This window comes from Pseudomonas sp. AU12215, from assembly GCF_001675465.2.
GTDB classification, from domain to species: Bacteria; Pseudomonadota; Gammaproteobacteria; order Pseudomonadales; family Pseudomonadaceae; genus Pseudomonas; species Pseudomonas nitroreducens.
Genome location: NZ_MACM02000118.1, coordinates 1 through 19,536, shown reverse-complemented (window position 1 = coordinate 19,536; position 19,536 = coordinate 1). Strand labels below are relative to the sequence as shown.

General features: G+C 66.0%; 18 protein-coding genes and 1 rRNA gene. 7 read left to right on the top strand and 12 right to left on the bottom strand.

The window, feature by feature from the left end:
• The first annotated feature begins 26 nt into the window (after positions 1–26).
• Positions 27–1,307, top strand: coding sequence for an MFS transporter (locus tag A9513_RS15485; RefSeq protein ID WP_024766920.1), 1,281 nt, complete (start codon positions 27–29; stop codon positions 1,305–1,307).
• Positions 1,308–1,585: 278 nt separating this feature from the next.
• Here A9513_RS15485 and A9513_RS15480 read toward each other — a convergent pair whose 3' ends face one another.
• From A9513_RS15480 to A9513_RS15430, 11 genes are all read right to left on the bottom strand, one after another.
• Positions 1,586–2,641 (bottom strand): AI-2E family transporter, encoded by a 1,056-nt coding sequence (locus A9513_RS15480; RefSeq protein WP_065327589.1) that lies wholly within the window; start codon positions 2,639–2,641, stop codon positions 1,586–1,588.
• Between the two features lie 62 nt (positions 2,642–2,703).
• The gene (locus A9513_RS15475) at positions 2,704–3,591 is read right to left on the bottom strand and encodes a DUF4892 domain-containing protein (RefSeq protein WP_083196146.1); all 888 of its coding nucleotides are present in this window, start codon (positions 3,589–3,591) and stop codon (positions 2,704–2,706) included.
• A gap of 81 nt (positions 3,592–3,672) precedes the next feature.
• Positions 3,673–4,536, bottom strand: coding sequence for an alpha/beta fold hydrolase (locus tag A9513_RS15470; RefSeq protein ID WP_065327588.1), 864 nt, complete (start codon positions 4,534–4,536; stop codon positions 3,673–3,675).
• 9 nt (positions 4,537–4,545) lie between these two features.
• Positions 4,546–5,346, bottom strand: a complete 801-nt coding sequence (locus A9513_RS15465; RefSeq protein WP_065327587.1) for an alpha/beta fold hydrolase — start codon at positions 5,344–5,346, stop codon at positions 4,546–4,548.
• Between the two features lie 148 nt (positions 5,347–5,494).
• Positions 5,495–6,142, bottom strand: a complete 648-nt coding sequence (locus tag A9513_RS15460) for a LysE family translocator (RefSeq protein WP_065327586.1) — start codon at positions 6,140–6,142, stop codon at positions 5,495–5,497.
• A gap of 44 nt (positions 6,143–6,186) precedes the next feature.
• A complete protein-coding gene (locus A9513_RS15455) occupies positions 6,187–6,990 on the bottom strand; it encodes an AraC family transcriptional regulator (RefSeq protein WP_024766924.1) in 804 nt (267 codons plus the stop codon).
• Between the two features lie 196 nt (positions 6,991–7,186).
• On the bottom strand, positions 7,187–7,612 hold the full coding sequence (locus A9513_RS15450) for a hotdog fold thioesterase (protein ID WP_017517381.1): 426 nt from the start codon (positions 7,610–7,612) through the stop codon (positions 7,187–7,189).
• Between the two features lie 20 nt (positions 7,613–7,632).
• Positions 7,633–9,300 carry an AMP-binding protein gene (locus tag A9513_RS15445; RefSeq protein ID WP_065327585.1) on the bottom strand — a complete coding sequence of 556 codons (1,668 nt, stop codon included), beginning with the start codon at positions 9,298–9,300 and terminating at the stop codon, positions 7,633–7,635.
• A gap of 257 nt (positions 9,301–9,557) precedes the next feature.
• Positions 9,558–10,022: a phosphohistidine phosphatase SixA gene (sixA, locus tag A9513_RS15440; protein ID WP_037015946.1), complete on the bottom strand. Its 465-nt coding sequence runs from the start codon at positions 10,020–10,022 to the stop codon at positions 9,558–9,560.
• Positions 10,019–10,375, bottom strand: coding sequence for a DUF4389 domain-containing protein (locus A9513_RS15435; protein ID WP_037015948.1), 357 nt, complete (start codon positions 10,373–10,375; stop codon positions 10,019–10,021). Before A9513_RS15435 ends, sixA begins: the two co-directional genes overlap by 4 nt.
• Before the next feature lie 12 nt (positions 10,376–10,387).
• A complete protein-coding gene (locus A9513_RS15430; RefSeq protein ID WP_037015951.1) occupies positions 10,388–11,410 on the bottom strand; it encodes an NAD(P)H-dependent glycerol-3-phosphate dehydrogenase in 1,023 nt (340 codons plus the stop codon).
• A gap of 182 nt (positions 11,411–11,592) precedes the next feature.
• Between A9513_RS15430 and A9513_RS15425 the strand changes: the two genes are divergently transcribed.
• The 6 genes from A9513_RS15425 (at position 11,593) to A9513_RS15400 (ending at position 19,088) form a co-directional block, all read left to right on the top strand.
• Positions 11,593–13,701, top strand: a complete 2,109-nt coding sequence (locus A9513_RS15425; protein ID WP_065327584.1) for a TonB-dependent siderophore receptor — start codon at positions 11,593–11,595, stop codon at positions 13,699–13,701.
• 1 nt (position 13,702) lies between these two features.
• Positions 13,703–14,623, top strand: coding sequence for an ABC transporter substrate-binding protein (locus A9513_RS15420; protein WP_051445714.1), 921 nt, complete (start codon positions 13,703–13,705; stop codon positions 14,621–14,623).
• Positions 14,620–16,536 carry an ATP-binding protein gene (locus tag A9513_RS15415; protein WP_024766930.1) on the top strand — a complete coding sequence of 639 codons (1,917 nt, stop codon included), beginning with the start codon at positions 14,620–14,622 and terminating at the stop codon, positions 16,534–16,536. Before A9513_RS15420 ends, A9513_RS15415 begins: the two co-directional genes overlap by 4 nt.
• 231 nt (positions 16,537–16,767) lie before the next feature.
• Complete coding sequence (gene fabA / locus A9513_RS15410) at positions 16,768–17,283, top strand: 3-hydroxyacyl-[acyl-carrier-protein] dehydratase FabA (protein WP_017517389.1); 516 nt, start codon at positions 16,768–16,770, stop codon at positions 17,281–17,283.
• Positions 17,284–17,293: 10 nt separating this feature from the next.
• Positions 17,294–18,511: a beta-ketoacyl-ACP synthase I gene (gene fabB / locus A9513_RS15405; protein ID WP_024766931.1), complete on the top strand. Its 1,218-nt coding sequence runs from the start codon at positions 17,294–17,296 to the stop codon at positions 18,509–18,511.
• 118 nt (positions 18,512–18,629) lie between these two features.
• Positions 18,630–19,088 carry a GNAT family N-acetyltransferase gene (locus A9513_RS15400; protein ID WP_065327583.1) on the top strand — a complete coding sequence of 153 codons (459 nt, stop codon included), beginning with the start codon at positions 18,630–18,632 and terminating at the stop codon, positions 19,086–19,088.
• 176 nt (positions 19,089–19,264) lie between these two features.
• Here the strand turns inward: A9513_RS15400 and rrf are convergent.
• A 5S ribosomal RNA gene (gene rrf / locus A9513_RS15395) occupies positions 19,265–19,380 on the bottom strand.
• Positions 19,381–19,536 lie beyond the last annotated feature (156 nt).

The following is a 19,536-nucleotide window of genomic DNA, read 5'->3' as shown; positions in this document are numbered from 1 at the left end:
TGCCTTGCTGCCCTGGAATGCCCACCATGTCCCTGCCCAATGACCCGAAAGACATCGAACACAAGGTGTCCTGCCCGCCCGAAGAACTGCTGATCGACGCCGAAGACGACAGCGCGCCGAAGAGCGGACCGCGCCCGCAACGTACCTGGCTGTTGCTGCTGGGCCTGGTGCTGGTGGCGATCAACCTGCGCCCGGCGCTTTCCAGCCTGTCGCCGCTGCTCAACACCGTGCGCGACGGCACCGGCCTTTCCGCTGCCGCCGCCGGCCTGCTGACCACCCTGCCGGTGCTCTGCCTGGGCCTGTTCGCGCCGCTGGCGCCGATGCTCGCGCGGCGCCTGGGCGCCGAGCGCACCGTGCTGCTGATCCTCTTCACCCTGGCCGGCGGCATCGTCCTGCGCAGCCTGTTCCCGGTGGCCGGGCTGTTCCTCGGCAGCCTGGTGGCCGGCGCCAGCATCGGCATCATCGGCGTGCTGCTGCCGGGCATCGTCAAGCGCGACTTCCCGCATATCGCCGGGACCATGACCGGCGTCTACACCATGGCCCTGTGCCTGGGCGCCGCCACCGCCGCGGGCTCCACCGTGCCGCTGGCCGGGCTGATGGGCAACAGCTGGCAACTGGCCCTGGCGTTCTGGGCGATTCCCGCCGTGGTCGCGGCGGCGATCTGGCTGCCGCAGACGCGCCAGAACCACCACGCCCACCGTGCGGTGTACAAGGTGAAGGGCCTGTGGCGCGACCCGCTGGCCTGGCAGGTGACGCTGTACATGGGCCTGCAATCGTCGCTGGCCTACATCGTCTTCGGCTGGGTGCCGTCGATTCTCATCGACCGTGGACTCAGTGCGGTGGAAGCCGGACTGGTGCTCTCCGGTTCGGTGATGGTGCAGCTGTTCAGCGCCCTGGCCGCCCCCTGGCTGGCCACCCGCGGCAAGGACCAGCGCCTCGCCGTGGTGATCGTCATGAGCCTGACCCTGGCCGGCCTGCTCGGCCTGCTGCTCGCCCCGCTCTCGGGTATCTGGGGCTGGGCGGTGGTGCTCGGCCTCGGCCAGGGCGGCACCTTCAGCATCGCCCTGGCGCTGATCGTGCTGCGCTCGCCGGACTCCCACGTCGCCTCCAACCTCTCCGGCATGGCCCAGGGCGTGGGCTACACGCTGGCGGCCTGCGGACCTTTCCTGGTCGGCGTGGTGCACGACCTCACCGGCGGCTGGGCGGCAACCGGGGTGATCTTCGTGGTGGTGACGGTGGCGGCGATCATCTTCGGCCTGGGCGCCGGGCGGGATCGGTTGGTGCAGGTGAAGAGCGAGCACGTCTGACACCTGAAGCCGCAGGGCGCATAACCCGTTCGGGATTGCGCCTTACCTATTGGAGCGAGCTTGCTCGCGAATGGAGCTTCCCGTCAGCTCCGAAGCGGCCGTTGCGCCCTCTCCCCCGCCATGGCTGCGCGCCCCGCTCCGCAGGGCGAGGGAGCCGCTCGGCGCGGGGCTCTTCTACGGAGTCAGCCGGCGAGTGCCGCGCTTTCGGCACACGCCGGACAGTCGCCTCGCCCTTCAGGGAGAGGGTTAGGGAGAGGGCAAAACCCTGCTCCGAACCATCAAACTACAGGCGGTGACGGCGGCCGGCGCGAGCTCTCGACCCATGCGCTGATCAGGTTGTAGACCACCGCCAGCAGCACCGGCCCGAGGAACAAACCGATGAAGCCGAAGCTGAGCAAGCCGCCAAGCACGCCCAGCAGCACCACCACCAGCGGCAGGTTGCCGCCCCGGCTGATCAGGTAGGGCTTGAGGATGTTGTCCACGCCACTGATCACGAAGAAGCCCCAGATGGCCATGAACACGCCATAGCCATAGCTCTCCTGGTAGAACAGCCAGAGCACGGCCGGCCCCCAGATCAGCGGTGGCACCATCAGCAGGCTACAGACGAAGGTCAGCAAGCCCAGCACCAGCGGGCCCGGCACGCCGGCGATGAGGAAGCCGACGGTCGCCAGCACCCCTTGTGCGGCGGCGGTGCCGATCACCCCGTTGACCACCCGTTGCACGGTACCGGCGATGATGTCCATGTACTGCTGTGCGGTGTCGCCGATGAGGCGCTGCAGCATGCCGTGGGCAAAAGCCTGCAGGCGCAGGCCGTCACGGTAGAAGAAGAAGATCAGCACCAGGCTGAGTACCAGCTCGAAGATCCCCGCCCCCAGTTTGGCGCTGCGCGCCAGCACCCAGTTACCGACCTCACCCATGTACGGCTTGAGCGCGGAGAACATTGCCACGCCCTGCTGGTCGGCCTGGTACCACCAGCCGATCAGGCGATCGCCGATCAGCGGCACGCGGGCCATCCACTCCGGCGGCGGCGGCAGGCCGGAGACCTGCAGGTTCTTCACCAGCTCCACGCCTTCGCGCACCCGGTCCACCAGCCCGAAGCCCAGCCATACCAATGGCAGCGCCACCAGCACGATCCAGCAGACGGTGAGCACGCCGGCCGCCGCTGCCTGGCGGCCGCCCAGCAGTTGGGTGAGCAGGCGCATCAGCGGCCAGCTGGCGAAAGCCAGCACTGCGGCCCAGACCAATGCCGACCAGAAGGGCAGCAACACCCAGATGCTGGCCGCAAGCAGGCCCAGCAACAGCAGGCGCAGCAACAGGCGATCATTGTCGAACATTGGAAACCCCGGTTGGCTCGAAAGCCCCAGTGTAGGGCGTTTCGCCCTTCAGCGTAGGGGAATCAGCGCAGCCAGGTCAGGTGCAGGCCGTCACTATCGTCCTTGCCTTGCTCAAGACGCGCATCGCGCACGCCCTGGGCGGTGAGTGCTGCGCGCCAGTCACTGGCATGCTTGCCGGCCAGCTCGACGCGCACCCCGGTATCCAGGCGCAGGGTACGCACCAGCAGGTCGAGCCAGGCACCGCCCGGCTCCTGCGGCACATGGCTGAGGGTCAGCTCGCCGTTGGCCTTGAGCAGGCGCATCAGGGTCGCCGGGCTGGGCAACAACTCGCCGAGGGCGGCGCCGCTGTCCAGCTGTTCGGCATGCAGGTAGGCGCGGCGGTTGCCGCGGGTGATGGTGTAGACCGCTACCAGGCTGTCCTCGTGAGGCGCGGCAAGGCGTACCAGCAGGTAGGCCTGCTGGTCGTCCGGGCCGAACAGCTTGGAGTTGCCGAACACCGAATTGGCCAGCAGGTTGCTGGAGCCGCAATCGCGGCTCTCGCACCAGAACAGCGGCGTGGCGTCGGCCTTGAGCAGGTCCTTACGCGCGGCGGCGAAGGCGCTCTGGCTGGAGTCCTCGTCGGGCAGGCGATAGGTCACGGCGGTCAGGTCACCGATGGCGCGTACCTCGCCTTCCATGCGCAGGCGCCCGCTGATACGACTGATCGAACCCTGTGGGTAGATGCGCTCCTGGCCGGCAGCCTGGTTGAAGTCGACGATTTCCGAACGCGGGAAGCGCGGGAGGATGTCCAGGTCGTGGCTGTCGGGCAGGTCGGCGGCGCCGGCAACGGCGCTGACACCGAGCAGACCGGTGAAGATCAGGGAGTGAAGGAGCCGCGAGATCCGGGCCTTCTGCGCGTCCGCCGAAAGGTTTTTGCCGTCTTGGCGCGCGGTGGTCTGGACGTCGAGCATGCACAATCTCCCTGAAACGATCCGTGCAGACTCGCGGCAGGCCCCGCTTTAGTCAAGCTGCGCGCCGCTACAGGGTATTGCTCAGTCCGCCAGCAGGAACGGCCGGAAGATCGCGGCAACCGCCTCGGCGCCCGCCTCGTCATCCAGGTGCAGGTGGTGCTGGCCCGGCAGTTCATGGACCTCGAAGGGCCTGTCCTTGAGCAGTTCGCGGGTGGCCGGCTCGACCAGCATCAACCCCTGCTGCGCCAGCACCAGGCTGGTCGGGCACTGCACGGACTGGACGAATTGTCGCGCATGGGCACGGGTCAGGCGCAGCGGCGACGGCAGTGTCAGGCGCGCGTCGGTACGCCAGGTGTAGCCGCCGGGCACCGGCACCAGGCCACGGGATGCCAGCAGCTCGGCGGCTTCCCGGCTCACCGCGCCGACGCCCTTCATGCGCGCTTCCACGGCACGGTCGATAGCCTCGTACACCGGTTTGCGCTTGTTCGGCAGGGCCAGTTGCGCGCGCAAGGCTTCGCCAAGCTTCTGCGGCGAGGTGTCCGGTTCACCGGTGTAGGGCACCAGGCCGTCGATCAGCGCCAGGCGCTCGATGCGCTCGGGCATGGCGCCGGCCAGCAGCACCGAGACGATCGCGCCCATGGAGTGCCCGAGCAGGGAGAAACGCTCCCAGCCCATCTGGTCGGCCACCATCAGCACGTCCAGCGCGTAATCCCAGAGCAGGTAGCTGGCCCCCGGTGCGCGGTGGCCCGAGTGGCCGTGGCCGGCGAAATCGAGGGCGAGGATGCGCACGCCTTCGAGCTTCGGTGCCAGGCGGGCGAAGCTCATGGCGTTGTCCAGCCAACCGTGCAGGGCAATCACCGGCCGGCCGTCTTCCGGGCCGAACAGGTGCGCAGCCAGCTCGATATGCGGCAGGTTCAGGCGGATTTCCTGGACTTTGGCGGTCATGGCGGTTCCTCAGGCGTTGGTGCGCTGTTGCCAGCGGGCGAAGACGGTCTTGAGCAGAGCGGCGGTGTCCTGCGGGCGCTCCAGCGGGAACATGTGCCCACCGGGCAGCGACAGGCTCTCCCCCATGGGGATGCGGCCGATCATACGGGCGTGGTGCGGCAGCACCACCCAACTGTGGCGGCCGCGCACCATGGTCAACGGCACGGCGAGCTGCTTCGCGCGGCCGGGGCTGGTGTGTGGCACGTTGCGGTAGATGGAGATTTCCGTGGCCGGGTCGAACTTCAACCGCAGGCCCCTTGCGTCGGCCGGTGCCAGCCCGTGGCGCACGTAAGCTTCCAGGCAATCGCGGTCGAAACGCTTGAACAGCGGCTTGCCGGCGAAATACTCCAGCGCCTCGGCAAAATCGTCGAAATCCTCGCGGCGACCGAGCGTGCGGCCGGCGGGCGTCAGCCGGTCGATGAAGCCGAAGCGCTTGGCGACACGGATCACCAGTTGATCGGCCAAGGTCAGCAGGGGCGAATCGAGCATGACCACCCCGCGATACAGCTCGGGCCTGCGCAGCGCCGCGTGGTAATGCAGCACGCCGCCCAGAGAATGGCCGACGCCCCACACCGGCTCATCCAGCGCCTCCAGGTGATGCAGCAGTTCCTCCACCAGGTTTTCCCAGTTGGCGTTCACCGGGAAGCGCGGGTCATGGCCGTGCATGTCCAGCCGATGGACCCGGTAATCCGGCTCCAGGGCGTCGAACAACTTGCCATAGGTACCCGAGGGGAAACCGTTGGCGTGGGCGAAGAAGACCGCTTGCGACATGCTGGGTGAACTCGGGGGAATGACAGCCCGGATTTTCCGACAGCAACCCGAGTGCGGCAATGACCCGCATTCCCGCGAATGACGGCACTACGGCCAAAGTCCATGGCGCTCCGGCGGATTTGCCCTTCCCGCCCTCTTGCGGCGCGACTCAGACCCACTGCACCGCGTGGTTCACCACGCTGAACAGGATGCCGCCAGCCACCAGCAGGAATACCAGCCCACACGCTCCATCGATCACCGGCACCGCCCGCAGCAGGCGCTTCTGCCAGACCGGTCGGGTGAGGATCACGCTGAGCAGGCTGAACCAGAGGAAACCAGTGCCGAACAGCATCACAGCCACCGCCACCTTGCCAGGTGCCGACATGTCTACCGGGATCAGGCTGGTCAGCAATGCGAGGAAGAACACCAGCGCCTTGGGATTGAACAGGTTGGTCGCCAACCCGCGCAGCCAGGGGCCAAGCCTGGATTCAGCCAGCTCGCCGTCGATCCGCCCTGCCCCGCCCGGCTTGCGCAGGGCACGCAGAGCACCGATGCCCAGCCAGCCGAGATAGAACGCGCCCACCAGCTGCAACGCACTGAACAGCAGCGGCGAACGGCTGAGCAGCAGCGACACGCCGGTCAGCACCAACGTGCCGTGGACCAGGATGCCGCAGGCCAGCCCCAGGGCGCTAAGCACGCCGGCGCGGCGGCCCTGGTGCAGTGACGTGCGCACCACCAGCGCGACGTCCGGGCCGGGGCTGACCAGGGCGACGGCAAACACGGCGGTGAGCATGAGCAAGACGTGAACCTCCTGCATCGCGGGATTCTCCAGTGGGAAAGGAAACGGGATCGGTGGGTGGATCAGCGCTGGCGCAGTCGCGCGGGCGGCAATCCGTAGGTGCGGCGGAACAGGCGGCTGAAGTGCGCCTGGTCATAGAAGCCCAGGCTCAGGGCGATCTCCGACAGCGGCTGGCCCTTGAGCACCCGCGGCAAGGCGCGCTCGAGTCGCAGGTGCGTCAGCCACTGGTGCGGCGGCAATCCGCACTGGTGGCGGAAGCGGCGCAATACCTGCCAGGGGCTGAGGTCGCAGAACTCGGCGATCTCCTCCAGCGTCGGCGGCGTTTCCAGGCGCGACTCCAGCCATTCGCGGATACGTGCCCAGGTCGGCGCGTCGAAACCCTGCCCCGGCTCACGGATGCGCAGGCTGGAGGCGCGCTCCAGCAAGGCGGCCAGCGCCTGCCACAGCTGGCCTTCCTGCTCCAGCCGCTCGCCACCCAGCATCAGGGCATGGGCTTGTTGCAGTTCGGCCTGCAGCCGTGGATCGCGCAGTTGCGCGGCCGTCAGCCGCGGCGCGCCCTGGCGGCCATCGCTGAAGGCGCGGCAGGCATCGTCCAGCCAGTGCGGGTCGATGGACAGCACGCGGATGCGATAGCCGTCCTCACCGTCGCTGGAGCCGTCGTGGATACTCTCGGGGCTCATCAGCAGGATGTCGCCATTCCCGGCCAGCGAGCGCTCACCGCGATGGGTGTAGCGCTGGCGACCGTCGAGCATCAACCCGACGTGATAGTCGAGGTGAAAATGCCGCGGAAAGGCGAAACGGCGGTACTCGGCGTCGATGAAACGGACGCCGGGCAAGCCGCTGCTGTGGTGTTCGATACGTTCCATGGGCCTACTTTACCGGCGCAGGAACGGCGGGTCTTGGACAAAATTGCGAGCGCCCGCTCCTCCAGTCAGATGCAACCGCAGGGAGCGCCCTTGTAGGATGGGTGGAGCCTAGGCGATACCCATGCTGCCGGAGCAGTAATTGATGGGTATTGCTTCGCTCTACGCCATCCCACGTTCGAGCCAGTTCCCGGCCTCCTCAACGCTCCAGCGGCACCACCGCCATGGTCAGCCGCGAGATGCAGCTCGGCTTGCCATCATCCCCGTGCAGGCGGATTTCCCAGACATGGGTCGAGCGACCGATGTGCACCGCCTTGGCCACCGCCGTCACCCGCCCGCTGCGCAGGCCGCGCAGGTGGTTGGCGTTCACCTCCAGGCCAACGCAGTAGTACTTGGACGTATCCAGGCACAGGTAGCTGGCGGTGGAGCCGACGGTCTCCGCCAGCACCACCGAGGCGCCGCCGTGCAGCAGGCCGTAGGGCTGGTGGGTACGCGAATCCACCACCATGCTGGCGGTCAGCGAGTCGTCGTCGAACGCCTCGAAGCGGATATCGAGCACTTCACCGATGGTGTTCTTCAGGTTCGCATTGAGCTTTTCCAGATCGGGCGTGGTGCGCCAGGTCATGCCATTCCCCTCATGTCGTCTCATTCATGCCATTGCACCGCCTCGCGGCGCTCCGCCCATTCATTGAAGCGCTGACCGTAGGCGCCTTCCACCACGTTGCGCTTGATCTTCAGAGTGGGCGTGAGGAAGCCGTTATCCACCGTCCAGACGTCCTTGACCAGCACCAGTCCGGCCAGGCGTTCGTGCTTGTCCAGCGCCTCGTTCACCTCCGTCAGCAGCGCCTGCAGGCTCTGTTCGAGCTCGATGCGCGAGCCGTTGGCGGCTTCCTGGCGGCCCACCTCGGAGAGCACGCACAGGCCCAGCGGGGCGATCAGGCCGTCGCCGACCACACAGATCTGCTCGATCCGCGAATGCACGGCCAGGCGGTTCTCGATGGGCGCCGGGGCCACGTACTTGCCCTTGGCGGTCTTGAAGATTTCCTTGATGCGTCCGGTCAGGCGCAGGTGGCCTTCGGCATCCTGCTCGCCCTTGTCGCCGGTACGCAGGAAGCCGTCCTCGGTGATGGTCTCGGCAGTGCGCTCCGGGTCCTTGAAGTAGCCGACCATGGTCGCGCCGCTGCGCACCTGCACTTCGCCCTCGTCGCTGATGCGCACTTCCACGCCGGGGCTGTTGCGGCCGATCCAGCCGGTCTTCTGCTCGCCCGGTCTGCAGACGTGGGAGTAACCGCAGTTCTCGGTCATGCCGTAGACCTCGAGCACATTCAGGCCCAGGCGCTGGTACCAGTTCAGCAGCGCCTCGGGCACCGGCGCGGCACCGCACAGGGCGTAGCGCACGGCGTCCAGGCCAAGGCCGGCGAGTACCTTGCGACCGACTAGGCGGCCGACGATGGGCAGGCGCAGCAGGCGGTCGAGCTTTTTCGCCGGCATCTGCGCGTAGACGCCCATCTGGAACTTGGTCCAGATGCGCGGCACGCCGAAGAACACCGTGGGCCGCGCCCGGCGCATGTCGGCAACGAAGGTGTCCAGGCTCTCGGCGAAGAAGATCGTCTGCCCGGCATAGATCGACGCCATCTGCACGAACATCCGCTCGGCCACATGGCACAGCGGCAGGTACGACAGCAGCCGGTCCTCCTCGCCGACACCGAACAGGTCGATGGCATGGCTGGCGGCGAAGGCGAAGTTGCCGAAGGTGTGCATCACGCCCTTGGGCGTACCGGTGGTGCCGGAGGTGTAGATGAGGGTCGCCAGGGTGGTGGTGTCCGGGCGCGGATCATCGCTGATCGGCGCCTGCTGCTGGAGATCGCCCCACTGGTGGTCGAATCGCCCTTCCGGATGCAGCGGCAAAGCCACCGTGGGCACGCCCTCGGGAATACCGTCGACCATCGCAGGCCAGTCGTCCAGCTTGCCGATGAAGGCCACCCGCGCTTCGGAGTGGGTCATCACCTGGCGCATGGAGTCGGCGGTGAGGTTGGGATACAGCGGCACCGAGACGTGGCCGGCCATCCAGATGGCGACGTCGGCAACTATCCAGTGCGCACAGTTCTTCGAAATAATCGCTACCCGGCTGCCTTCGGGCAGGTCAAGGCTGCGCAGCCAGGCGGCGGCGCGGCGGGCCTGGTCGCCCACTTCGCCCCAGGTCAGGGTCTGCACTTGGCCGCCAGTGAGCGGCTGCACCAGGTAGCGCTTGTTCGGGTGGCCCTTCTCGCGCTGATAGAACAGGTCGAGTGGTAATCGGACTGCTTTAACCACGTGCCCCTCCTTTGTTTTTTTTGTCAGAGGTGTAGCTCAGGGATATAGCGATGGATCAACCAAGCACTTGCTTGGTTGAATATTCCACGCAGCGCAGCGGCAGACAAGGCTGGTCGTGTGAACTTTTGTAGGATTTAGCCGAAGGATTGGCCACCAGCCGCTCTGCAACGGGGCTCGCGAAGAAACATCCAGGCACGATTTGCCGGCAATGGAAATGCAAAAGGCCCCTTTCGGGGCCTTTTTCGGAAACGGACGACTCAGGAATGCCGCGGATGGTAGAGCGACACCAGCTCCATCAATCCCGCCACCGGCACCTCGCCTTCCAGTTCCGCCAGCGTGGCGGTGCTGAACGGCACGGCATCGCTGCGGCTGCCATGCACCAGCAGGCCGGCCAGCGCACCGACCAGAGGCTGATGCGTGACCAGCAGCAGGTTCTGCTCGTTGCGGCCATCGAGGAAACGCAGCACGTCTTTCGGATCGTCATCCGGAGTCAGCCAGGGCGCGGTGCCGACCGCCCCCTCGAAACCCAGCGCCTCGCGAACCAGCTCGGCGGTTTCCTGGGCGCGCACGTAGGGGCTGGCGAGGATGCCGTCCAGCGGCTGGCCGGCCAACTGGGCGGCGCTTTTCAGCGCCTCCTTGATGCCATGGGCCGTCAGTCGGCGCTCGGCATCACGGCGGGCCTGGGGCTCGGCCTCGCCATGGCGCAGCAGCCAGAGCTTCAAAGCTTCGGCTCCTCGTCACGCACCGGGTGCGGCGCCGGCGGCACGTCGTGCGGGGCCTCGCCTTCTGGGGCACGGGCAGTTGGCCAGTCGGCGAACGGCCAGGGCTTCTCTTCGGTCTGGAAGGTGCCGAAGCGGCCAATCTGCGCAAAGTACTGGCTCAGGCTGTCGCCGAAGCCCATCAGGCTGCCGCTGGGCGAACCGTAGATGACGCGGTAGATCAACTGGATGATCACCACGGCGCCGAGGATCATCTCGGCGACGAACCAGACCAGCGCGAAGACCAGCATCCAGACGACGCGCAGGACCAGGGATTCCTTCTCTAGACGGTCAGCGGGCTGACGTTCAGCGGACATGGCGAAACCTCCTCAGAAACCGGTGGTGGGAATGAAGTCGACGTCGGTCTTCGGCTCGCCGCTCATCAGCGCTCCGATGACCTGCTCCAGTGTACGGCCGCCGAACAGGATGGCGTTGAGGCCGGCCACCAGCGGCATGTAGACCTGCAGCTCGTCGGCCTTGGCCTTGAGCACCTTGAGGGTATTCACGCCCTCGGCAGTCTCGCCCATGCGCGCCACGGCGTCCTCCAGGGTCAGGCCTTCGCCTAGGGCGAAGCCCACCTGATAGTTACGACTCTTGGGTGACGAACAGGTGACGATCAGGTCGCCCACACCGGCCAGGCCGAGGAAGGTCATGGGGTTGGCGCCGAGCTTGACGGCGAAGCGGGTCATCTCCGCCAGGGCGCGGGTGATCAGCATGCCCTTGGTGTTCTCGCCCATGCCCAGCGCGGCAGCCATCCCGGCAATAATGGCGTAGACGTTCTTCAGCGCGCCGCCCAGTTCGACGCCAAAGCGGTCGCCACTGGCGTAGACGCGGAAAGTGCGGCCGTGCAGGGCCTGCTGCACCTGGGCACAGAGGTCTTCGTCCTCGCTGGCGACCACGGTGGCGGTCAGCTCGTGCTCGGCGATCTCGCGCGCCAGGTTCGGGCCGGAAATCACCGCGATGCGGGATTTCGGTGCGATCTCTTCGAGCACCTGACTCATCAGCTTGAAGCTCTGCGCTTCGATGCCCTTGGTCAGGCTGACCAGCATCTTGCCCGCCAGCTCTTCGCTGCGGCCATCGAGCACCTTGCGCAGGGCGCTGGAAGGCACTGCGACGAAAATCATCTCGCACTCGGCCAGGGTCGCCACCAGGTCCGTGGTCGGCTCCACGCCGTCATGGATACGCACGCCCTTGAGGTAGTTGGGATTCTCGCGGCGGGTGCGGATCGCCTCGGCCTGCTCCTCGTCGCGCATCCATTGACGAACGCGCTGCCCGTTTTCTGCCAGCAGATTGGCGAAGGCGGTGCCGAAACTGCCACCACCGAGGACGGCGATCGGTTGCTGCTGTGTCATGTCTGTTCCATTGGTGGCCGCCCTGAGGCAGCGATTGGGGCATTATAAGGCCGCATCGGCGAGCGACCAGCCCGGATCGCCGGACTGGCAATCAGCGCTGCCTCGTTTAACATCCGTCTGACAGAAAACGTCTAACTCCAGACGTCGACACATCTGATAAAAACCGAGAACAAGGTCGTTCCGTGCAGCATCCCGCCCGCGTCCCTTTGCCGCTTACCCTGCTTGCCGCGCTGCTGGCCGGCAAGGCCATGGCGGGCGATCTGTTCGTGGACAGCCTCGACGTTCCCCAGGTTCTGACCGCGACGCGGCTCAAACAGTCCCCCGCGGAGGTGCCCGGCAGCATGACGGTACTCGACCGCGACCTGATCAAGGCTTCCGGCGCTCGCGACATTCCGGAGCTGATGCGCCTGGTACCGGGCATGATGGTCGGCTACCTGTCGGGCAACCAGGCGACGGTGAACTACCACGGCACCAACGTCACCGAGGCGCGGCGCCTGCAGGTGCTGGTGGACGGCCGTTCGGTATACCGCCCGGGCCTGGCGACGGTGGACTGGAGCGACATCCCGGTGGCCATCGAGGACATCGACCGCATCGAGGTCTTCCGCGGCCCCAACGCGGTGAGCTACGGCGCCAACGCGCTGATGGGCGTCATCAACATCCTCACCCGCCACCCGGCCGACAGCCAGGGCACGCGGTTGAAATACACCGCCGGGCAGAACGGCGTGCGCGACTGGTATGCGAGCCAGGGCATCCACGACCGCTCGGGCGATTACCGGTTGTCGTTGTCCGGCCAGGAAGACGACGGCTTCGACCATGACCAGTTCGATCGCGACTACCGCGATGGCCGGCGCCTGAACCGTTTCAACCTGGTGGCCAGCCACAACCTCGACCTGCGCAACAGCCTGGACTGGCAATTGGCGGCCAAGGAAGGCACGAACCAGCGGCCCTACAGCTACGAGCCGATCTTCGGCGACATCGCCCCCGGCGACGACAACTCCGACCTGACCGCGCGCGACTACGCGGGCTCGATGCGCTGGACCTTCGACGTGAATCCCGAGCACAGCTTCTATGTGCAGGGCTACGCCGAGCACTGGGAGCGCCTGCAGGACTTCGGCGCCTGCGAGGCCCAGGTCGCCTTCAGCCCCCAGCTGGCGCAGCTCTGGTCGCTGAACCCGAAGTACGTCGACGACCTGGCCGAGTCGCTGCCCAGGATTCCCCGCGGGACCGCTCAGGAACAGGCACTGGCCGGGCAGGTTCTGCAGCAACTGGCCAATGGCGCCTACCTGCCGGTGTGCGGGCAGGTGAACCAGAACATTCGCGAGACCCGCTACGACCTGGAAATCCAGGACACCCTGAGCCTCGCCGAAAGCGTGCGGCTGGTCAGCGGCATGAGTTATCGGCACGACCAGGCCACCTCGGAGACCTACTTCGACGGCACGGTGAACAACGACATCTGGCGCCTGTTCGGCCAGCTGGAATGGCACCTGTCGCCGCACTGGCTGCTGCAGGGCGGTGCGATGGCGGAGGACGACCAGCTTTCCGGCAGTTCGGTCAGCCCGCGCCTCGCGCTGAACTACCTGATCAATCCGCGCCACAGCCTGCGAGCGGTGTATTCCGAAGCCGTGCGCTCGCCGGACATGTACGAGAACGACGTGAACTGGAGCTACCGGGCGCGCCACCTCTCGCCGCTCGCGTATGGCCAGTCCAGCGCCTACTACTTTGCCCGCGCCCACGGCCCAGGCGACCTGGACCAGGAGCGCATGCGCTCGCGGGAAATCGGTTACAACGGCCAGTTCGACGAACTCGGGCTGGCGGTGGACATCAAAGCCTACTACGACGAAATCCACGGGCTGATCAGCGATCCCTTGCAGGTATCCGACTTCGAACCGACCAACGACAACGACATCCGCTTCAGCGGCGCCGAAACTCAGCTGGACTGGCGCCTGACGCGGCAGGACCGCGTGCGGCTGACCTATGCCTATGTCGACTATGACGCCAGCAGCCGATTCGACCGGCGCCTCACCGCGCGCAACAGCGGCTCGGCCGGGTGGATGCGCGACTGGGGCCACGGCTGGTCCAGCTCGGTCTTCTACTATGGCGACGATGCGCTGAACGAACACCGCTTCGAGCGCATCGACCTGCGCGTGGCCAAGCGCATTCCCCTGGGCCGCGCCGCGCTGGAACTGGCCGGCGCCCTGCAGCAGCGCCTGGACGACGAACCACTGACCTGGCCGGAAAACCGCTACGACAACCGCCACCTGCTCTACTTCAGCGCCGAGGTGGCCTTCTAGCATGTCTGCCCGCCGCTCATGGACGAGCCCCGGCCCCCTCTTCGCCGCCCTGCTGCTCTGGTTGGCCTGCCTCTTCGCGCTGCCGGCCCAGGCCCGCGACATCCTGCTGGTCAGCACCGAGCAGAGCCCAGCCCTGCAGGACTTCGCCGAAGCGCTGGCGCAACATCGGCCGAATGACCAGGTGCGACTGGAGACCCCGGAAAACCTGCCCCCCGCCGCCAACCTCGATGGCCAGACGCGCCTGCTGCTGCTCGGCAGCGGCGCGCTGAACTGGCGCCTGGCCAGCCACGACGCACCGCCGGCACTGACGCTACTGGTCAGCCGCGTCGAAGCCCGGCAGGTCCTGGGCGAGCGCGAGCCACCGCATCTCAGCCTGCTCTGGAGCGACCCGCCGCCGGCCCGGCAACTGCAACTCGCCCTGCAACTCAGCCCGCGTCCGCAGCGCATTGGCGTACTGCTCGGCCCTGCCAGCGAGTTCCTCCTGCCGGAGCTCGACCAGGCTGCGCGGGAGCTCGGCGTCGAGCTCATCAGCGAACGGCAAACCCGCCCCGACGACAGCCGCCCGTTGCGAGAATTGCTCGGTCGCAGTGACCTGCTGCTCGGGCTGGACGACAAACAGCTTTATAACGCACAGACCATCAAGGGCATCCTCCTCAGCGCCTACGCCGAGAACCGGGCGCTGATCGGCCCTACCGCCGCCTTCGTCAAGGCCGGCAGCCTGGCCAGCAGCTACAGCGACCAGAGCGACTGGCTGGAGACCCTGGACACCCTGCTCGACCGGCCGGCGGAGCAATGGCCGCGCAGCCTCTACCCCGAACGCTTCAAGGTGCAGAGCAACCGCCAGGTGGCGCGTTCGCTGGGCATCGACCTGCCGGACGACGCGCAGCTTGCGCAGCGCCTGGCCGAAGGAGAGAAACCATGAGCTCCCGCAAGAGCTGGAACATCCAGACGCGGATGCTGGCCATCAGCCTGGGGCCCGCACTGCTGTTGACCGTGCTGCTGACCGGCTACTTCACCTACTCGCGTCTGCAGGACCTGCGCCTGGAGTCCAACCATACCGGCCAACTGATTGCCAACCAGCTCGCCCCGGCGGCGGAATACGGGGTGATCTCCGGCAACCTGCCCGTGCTGCAGAGCCTCCTGCGGGCGACCCTGAGCACCGCCCACGTGCGCTTCATCGAGGTGCGCGACCGGGGCGACAACATCCTCGTCTACGTCGAGCACGCAGCCGATCCCGCGCAGGCGAGTACCAAGGTGGAAATCTTCCACGCCTCGATCCAGCGCGAGAACATCGCCCTCAATGGCAGCGAGCTGGGCGGCTCCAACGACATGCTGCCGGCCGCCGCTCCGCCCAGCGGCGACTACCTGGGCCGCGTGGTGGTCGGCATGGCCAGCGACGCCTTCAGCGAGCGGCAGCAGGAGATCCTCCTCAAGGCCAGCCTGCTCGCCCTGTTCGCCCTGATCCTCACCTACCTGCTGGCGCGCCGTCTCGCCCGTCGCCTCGCCGCGCCGATCCGCACCATGGGTCGCGCCGTGCAGGCGATCCAGACCGGCGACTACCACACCACCCTGCCGGTGCCGGACGACGGCGAAGTCGGTGACCTCGCCCGCCACATCAACAACCTCGCCCGCGGCCTGCAACAGGCCAGCCTGGAGCAGGAGCGCAGCATTGCCCAACTGGTGGCGGCGCGGGAGGAGGCCGAGGAGGCCAACCGTGCCAAATCCGACTTCCTGGCGATGATGAGCCACGAGCTGCGCACTCCGATGAACGGCGTGTTGGGCATGCTGCAACTGCTGGAAACCACCGAACTGAACCAGGAGCAGGCCGAATACAGCGCACTGGCCACCGAATCCACCGAGCACCTGCTCAAGGTGATCAACGACATCCTCGACTTCTCCCGCGTCGAGCGCGGCGCTCTGGAACTGGAGCGCATTCCGTTCAACCTGCTGGAACTGATCCAGAGTTCCATTCAGGTCTTCCAGCACAGCGCCCAGCAGCGCGGCCTGGCACTGGAAATGAATGTTCAGGACGGGCTGGACAATCTCGAGGTGCAGGGTGACCCGACGCGCATCCGGCAGATCCTCGTCAACCTGTTGGGCAATGCGCTGAAATTCACCGAAGAAGGCGGCGTGCGACTGGAGGCCACCTGGCAGGCACTGGACGCAGAGGTGCTCTGGCTCAGTTGCTCGGTGCAGGACAGCGGCATCGGCATCTCTCACGAACGCCTGGAACACATGTTCGAGGCCTTCCAGCAGGCAGACTCATCCACCTCGCGGCGCTATGGCGGCACCGGGCTGGGCCTGTCCATCGCGCGCACCCTCGCCGAACGGATGGGCGGCACCCTGGGTGCGGTCAGCGAAGAAGGCTGCGGTTCGACTTTCACCCTGGAGATTCCCCTGCCCTTCCGCGAGCGTCAAAGCGCCGCGGAGGACGGGACGAACGGTGGCGCCGCGCTTGCCACTGGTCAGTCCGTGCTGCTGGTGGAAGACAACCCGGTGAATCAAACAGTCATAGAAGCTATGTTGCGCAGCCTGGGCTATCGCGTCACGCTGGTGGGTGACGGCGCCCAGGCAGTGCGCACCTCGGAGCGCGGCGAGTTCGCGGTGATCCTGATGGACTGCCGCCTGCCCGTGCTCAACGGCTACGAAGCTACCCGGCAGATCCGCGCAAAACCGGGCGGCGAACAGGTGCCGATCATCGCCCTGACCGCCAATGCGCTACAGGGCGATCGCGAAGCGTGCCTTGAGGCGGGAATGAACGACTATCTCGCAAAGCCGTTCAAACGTGCGGAGTTGCAGCGGATTCTGCAGCGCTGGGTTGCTCCAGGTCGTTGATCCAGGGAGCACTTGCCCGCAAACTGCGGACCGGCCCACGGCCTGCGTCCCGACAGGGAAACCTGGCGTCGGCGAAAAGTGAACAAGCGTTCGCCGATTGCTGTGACTTTCACTTAAAGGCAATAGTCTATGACTAGGCTGCCGCATGACACCGTGACAAGTACGACGGTACGCGGCACCGCAGGCACAAGCCAAACAACGCCTGCTATCCAGGATTTTTGAGGAGCTCGCATGACCAAACAAAACGCCTTCACCCGAGAAGACCTGCTGCGCTGCAGCCGCGGCGAGCTCTTCGGCCCGGGTAATGCGCAACTGCCCGCCCCGAACATGCTGATGATCGACCGCATCACCCACATCAGTGATGTCGGCGGCAAGTACGGCAAGGGCGAACTGGTCGCCGAGCTGGATATCAACCCGGACCTGTGGTTCTTCGCCTGCCACTTCGAAGGCGACCCCGTCATGCCGGGCTGCCTGGGCCTCGACGCCATGTGGCAGCTGGTAGGCTTCCACCTCGGCTGGCAGGGCAATCCCGGCCGCGGCCGCGCCCTGGGTTCGGGCGAAGTGAAGTTCTTCGGCCAGGTCCTGCCGACCGCCAAGAAAGTCACCTACAACATTCACATCAAGCGTACGATCAATCGTTCGCTGATCCTGGCCATCGCCGACGGCACCGTCAGCGTCGATGGCCGCGAAATCTACAGCGCCGAAGGCCTCCGCGTCGGCCTGTTCACTTCCACTGACAGCTTCTAAGGGTATCCGCATGCGTCGCGTCGTGATCACCGGTCTGGGCATCGTTTCCTGCCTGGGCAATGACAAAGACACCGTCTCCGCCAACCTTCGCGCAGGCCGTGCTGGCATCCGCCACAATCCCAGCTACGCCGAGATGGGCCTGCGCAGCCACGTGTCCGGTTCGGTCAACCTGAACCTGGAAGAGCTGATCGACCGCAAGGTCTTCCGCTTCATGGGCGACGCCGCCGCTTACGCCTACCTGGCAATGGAACAGGCGATCAAGGACTCCGGCCTCACCCCCGAGCAGATCTCCAACCCGCGCACCGGCCTGATCGCCGGCTCCGGCGGTGCTTCCACCCTGAACCAGATGGAAGCCATCGACACCCTGCGCGAGAAGGGCGTCAAGCGCATCGGCCCATACCGCGTGACCCGCACCATGGGCAGCACCGTATCCGCGTGCCTGGCCACTCCCTTCCAGATCAAGGGCGTGAACTACTCCATCTCCTCGGCCTGCGCCACCAGCGCGCATTGCATCGGCCAGGCCATGGAACAGATCCAGCTGGGCAAGCAGGACGTCGTCTTCGCTGGCGGCGGTGAGGAAGAACACTGGAGCCAGAGCTGCCTGTTCGACGCCATGGGCGCCCTCTCCACCCAGTACAACGACACCCCGGAAAAGGCTTCCCGCGCCTACGACGCCAAGCGTGACGGCTTCGTCATCGCCGGCGGCGGCGGCATGGTCGTGGTCGAAGAGCTGGAACACGCCCTCAAGCGTGGTGCCAAGATCTACGCCGAGATCGTCGGCTACGGCGCCACTTCCGACGGCTACGACATGGTCGCCCCGAGCGGCGAAGGCGCCATCCGCTGCATGCAGCAGGCCCTGGCCACCGTCGACACCCCGATCGACTACCTGAACACCCACGGCACCTCCACCCCGGTCGGCGACGTCGCTGAAATCCGTGGTGTGCGCGAAGTGTTCGGCAGCAACGCCCCAGCCATCAGCTCCACCAAGAGCCTGTCCGGCCACTCCCTGGGCGCTGCCGGCGTTCACGAAGCGATCTACTGCCTGCTGATGATGGAAGGCAACTTCATCGCCGGCTCCGCGAACATCGACGAACTGGACCCGGAGGTCGCCGACCTGCCGATCCTGCGCGAGACCCGCGAAAACGCGAAGATCGACACCGTCATGAGCAACAGCTTCGGCTTCGGCGGCACCAACGCCACCCTGGTCCTGAAACGCCACAACGGCTGATCGGTGATCCAAACAAAAAAGGCGCCTCAGGGCGCCTTTTTTGTTGCCTGCGATTCCGCCCTACCCTCCCGCGCTCGATCCGGTCAGGATGAACAGGCTGATAAAAGGGAGTACGCAGATGGATTTGATGATCAGACAAGCCCGCAGCAACGACGCCAAGGCCATCAGCCAGGTGATCGTGGCGGCGGTCAGGGAGAGCAACGGCCAGGACTACCCGACGAGCGTCATCGAGTCGGTGGTGGCGCACTTCACGCCTGAACGGGTGATGGAATTACTCGAACATCGGTTGGCGTTCGTCGCCCTGCTGGGCAACCAGGTGGTCGGCACAGGCGCACTGGATGGCAATGCCGTGTGCAGCCTCTTCGTAGCGCCTCAGCAGCAACGCAAAGGCGTCGGCCAGGGGCTGATGAGGAAAATCGAGAAGGCCGCCCTGGAGCGCGGTATAGACGCCCTGTTGGTCCCGTCTTCCCTCACCGCTGAGAGCCTCTACTCGCATCTGGGCTATCACGTCGTACGCGAACAACTCCAGGGAGAAGAGCGCACCATCATCATGACCAAGCGCCTTGTCCCTCTGTAGGAGCGAGCTTGCTCGCGAACCGAATCCCTCAAGGTTCCAGCCCGGGAACGACTCCCTTCCCCTTTCCACTCAGGGAGAGGGCAGCACCATACCGAAGCATCCTGTCGGCATTTTTTTCCGCCCCAAAAACAAAACCCCCGACCAGCTTTCGCTGATCAGGGGCTTTGGAATTAGAAGCTTGACGATGACCTACTCTCACATGGAGAAACTCCACACTACCATCGGCGATGCATCGTTTCACTACTGAGTTCGGGATGGGATCAGGTGGTTCCAATGCTCTATGGTCGTCAAGCAATTCGGTTGGATGCTCGCCTAAGCGCTCATCCGAATTCGGGCTGCTTACACTAATAAGCAAAACCCCCGGCCAGCGAAGCTGACCAGGGGTCTTGGGATAGGAGCTTGACGATGACCTACTCTCACATGGAGAAACTCCACACTACCATCGGCG

Excerpts from the sequence above, each read along its gene's own strand:
- A9513_RS15485 (WP_024766920.1), top strand. The coding sequence starts at position 27 with ATGTCCCTGCCCAATGACCCGAAAGACATCGAACACAAGGTGTCCTGC.
- A9513_RS15480 (WP_065327589.1), bottom strand. The coding sequence starts at position 2,641 with ATGTTCGACAATGATCGCCTGTTGCTGCGCCTGCTGTTGCTGGGCCTG.
- A9513_RS15475 (WP_083196146.1), bottom strand. The coding sequence starts at position 3,591 with ATGCTCGACGTCCAGACCACCGCGCGCCAAGACGGCAAAAACCTTTCG.
- A9513_RS15470 (WP_065327588.1), bottom strand. The coding sequence starts at position 4,536 with ATGACCGCCAAAGTCCAGGAAATCCGCCTGAACCTGCCGCATATCGAG.
- A9513_RS15465 (WP_065327587.1), bottom strand. The coding sequence starts at position 5,346 with ATGTCGCAAGCGGTCTTCTTCGCCCACGCCAACGGTTTCCCCTCGGGT.
- A9513_RS15460 (WP_065327586.1), bottom strand. The coding sequence starts at position 6,142 with ATGCAGGAGGTTCACGTCTTGCTCATGCTCACCGCCGTGTTTGCCGTC.
- A9513_RS15455 (WP_024766924.1), bottom strand. The coding sequence starts at position 6,990 with ATGGAACGTATCGAACACCACAGCAGCGGCTTGCCCGGCGTCCGTTTC.
- A9513_RS15450 (WP_017517381.1), bottom strand. The coding sequence starts at position 7,612 with ATGACCTGGCGCACCACGCCCGATCTGGAAAAGCTCAATGCGAACCTG.
- A9513_RS15435 (WP_037015948.1), bottom strand. The coding sequence starts at position 10,375 with ATGTCCGCTGAACGTCAGCCCGCTGACCGTCTAGAGAAGGAATCCCTG.
- A9513_RS15430 (WP_037015951.1), bottom strand. The coding sequence starts at position 11,410 with ATGACACAGCAGCAACCGATCGCCGTCCTCGGTGGTGGCAGTTTCGGC.
- A9513_RS15420 (WP_051445714.1), top strand. The coding sequence starts at position 13,703 with ATGTCTGCCCGCCGCTCATGGACGAGCCCCGGCCCCCTCTTCGCCGCC.
- A9513_RS15415 (WP_024766930.1), top strand. The coding sequence starts at position 14,620 with ATGAGCTCCCGCAAGAGCTGGAACATCCAGACGCGGATGCTGGCCATC.
- fabA (WP_017517389.1), top strand. The coding sequence starts at position 16,768 with ATGACCAAACAAAACGCCTTCACCCGAGAAGACCTGCTGCGCTGCAGC.
- fabB (WP_024766931.1), top strand. The coding sequence starts at position 17,294 with ATGCGTCGCGTCGTGATCACCGGTCTGGGCATCGTTTCCTGCCTGGGC.
- A9513_RS15400 (WP_065327583.1), top strand. The coding sequence starts at position 18,630 with ATGGATTTGATGATCAGACAAGCCCGCAGCAACGACGCCAAGGCCATC.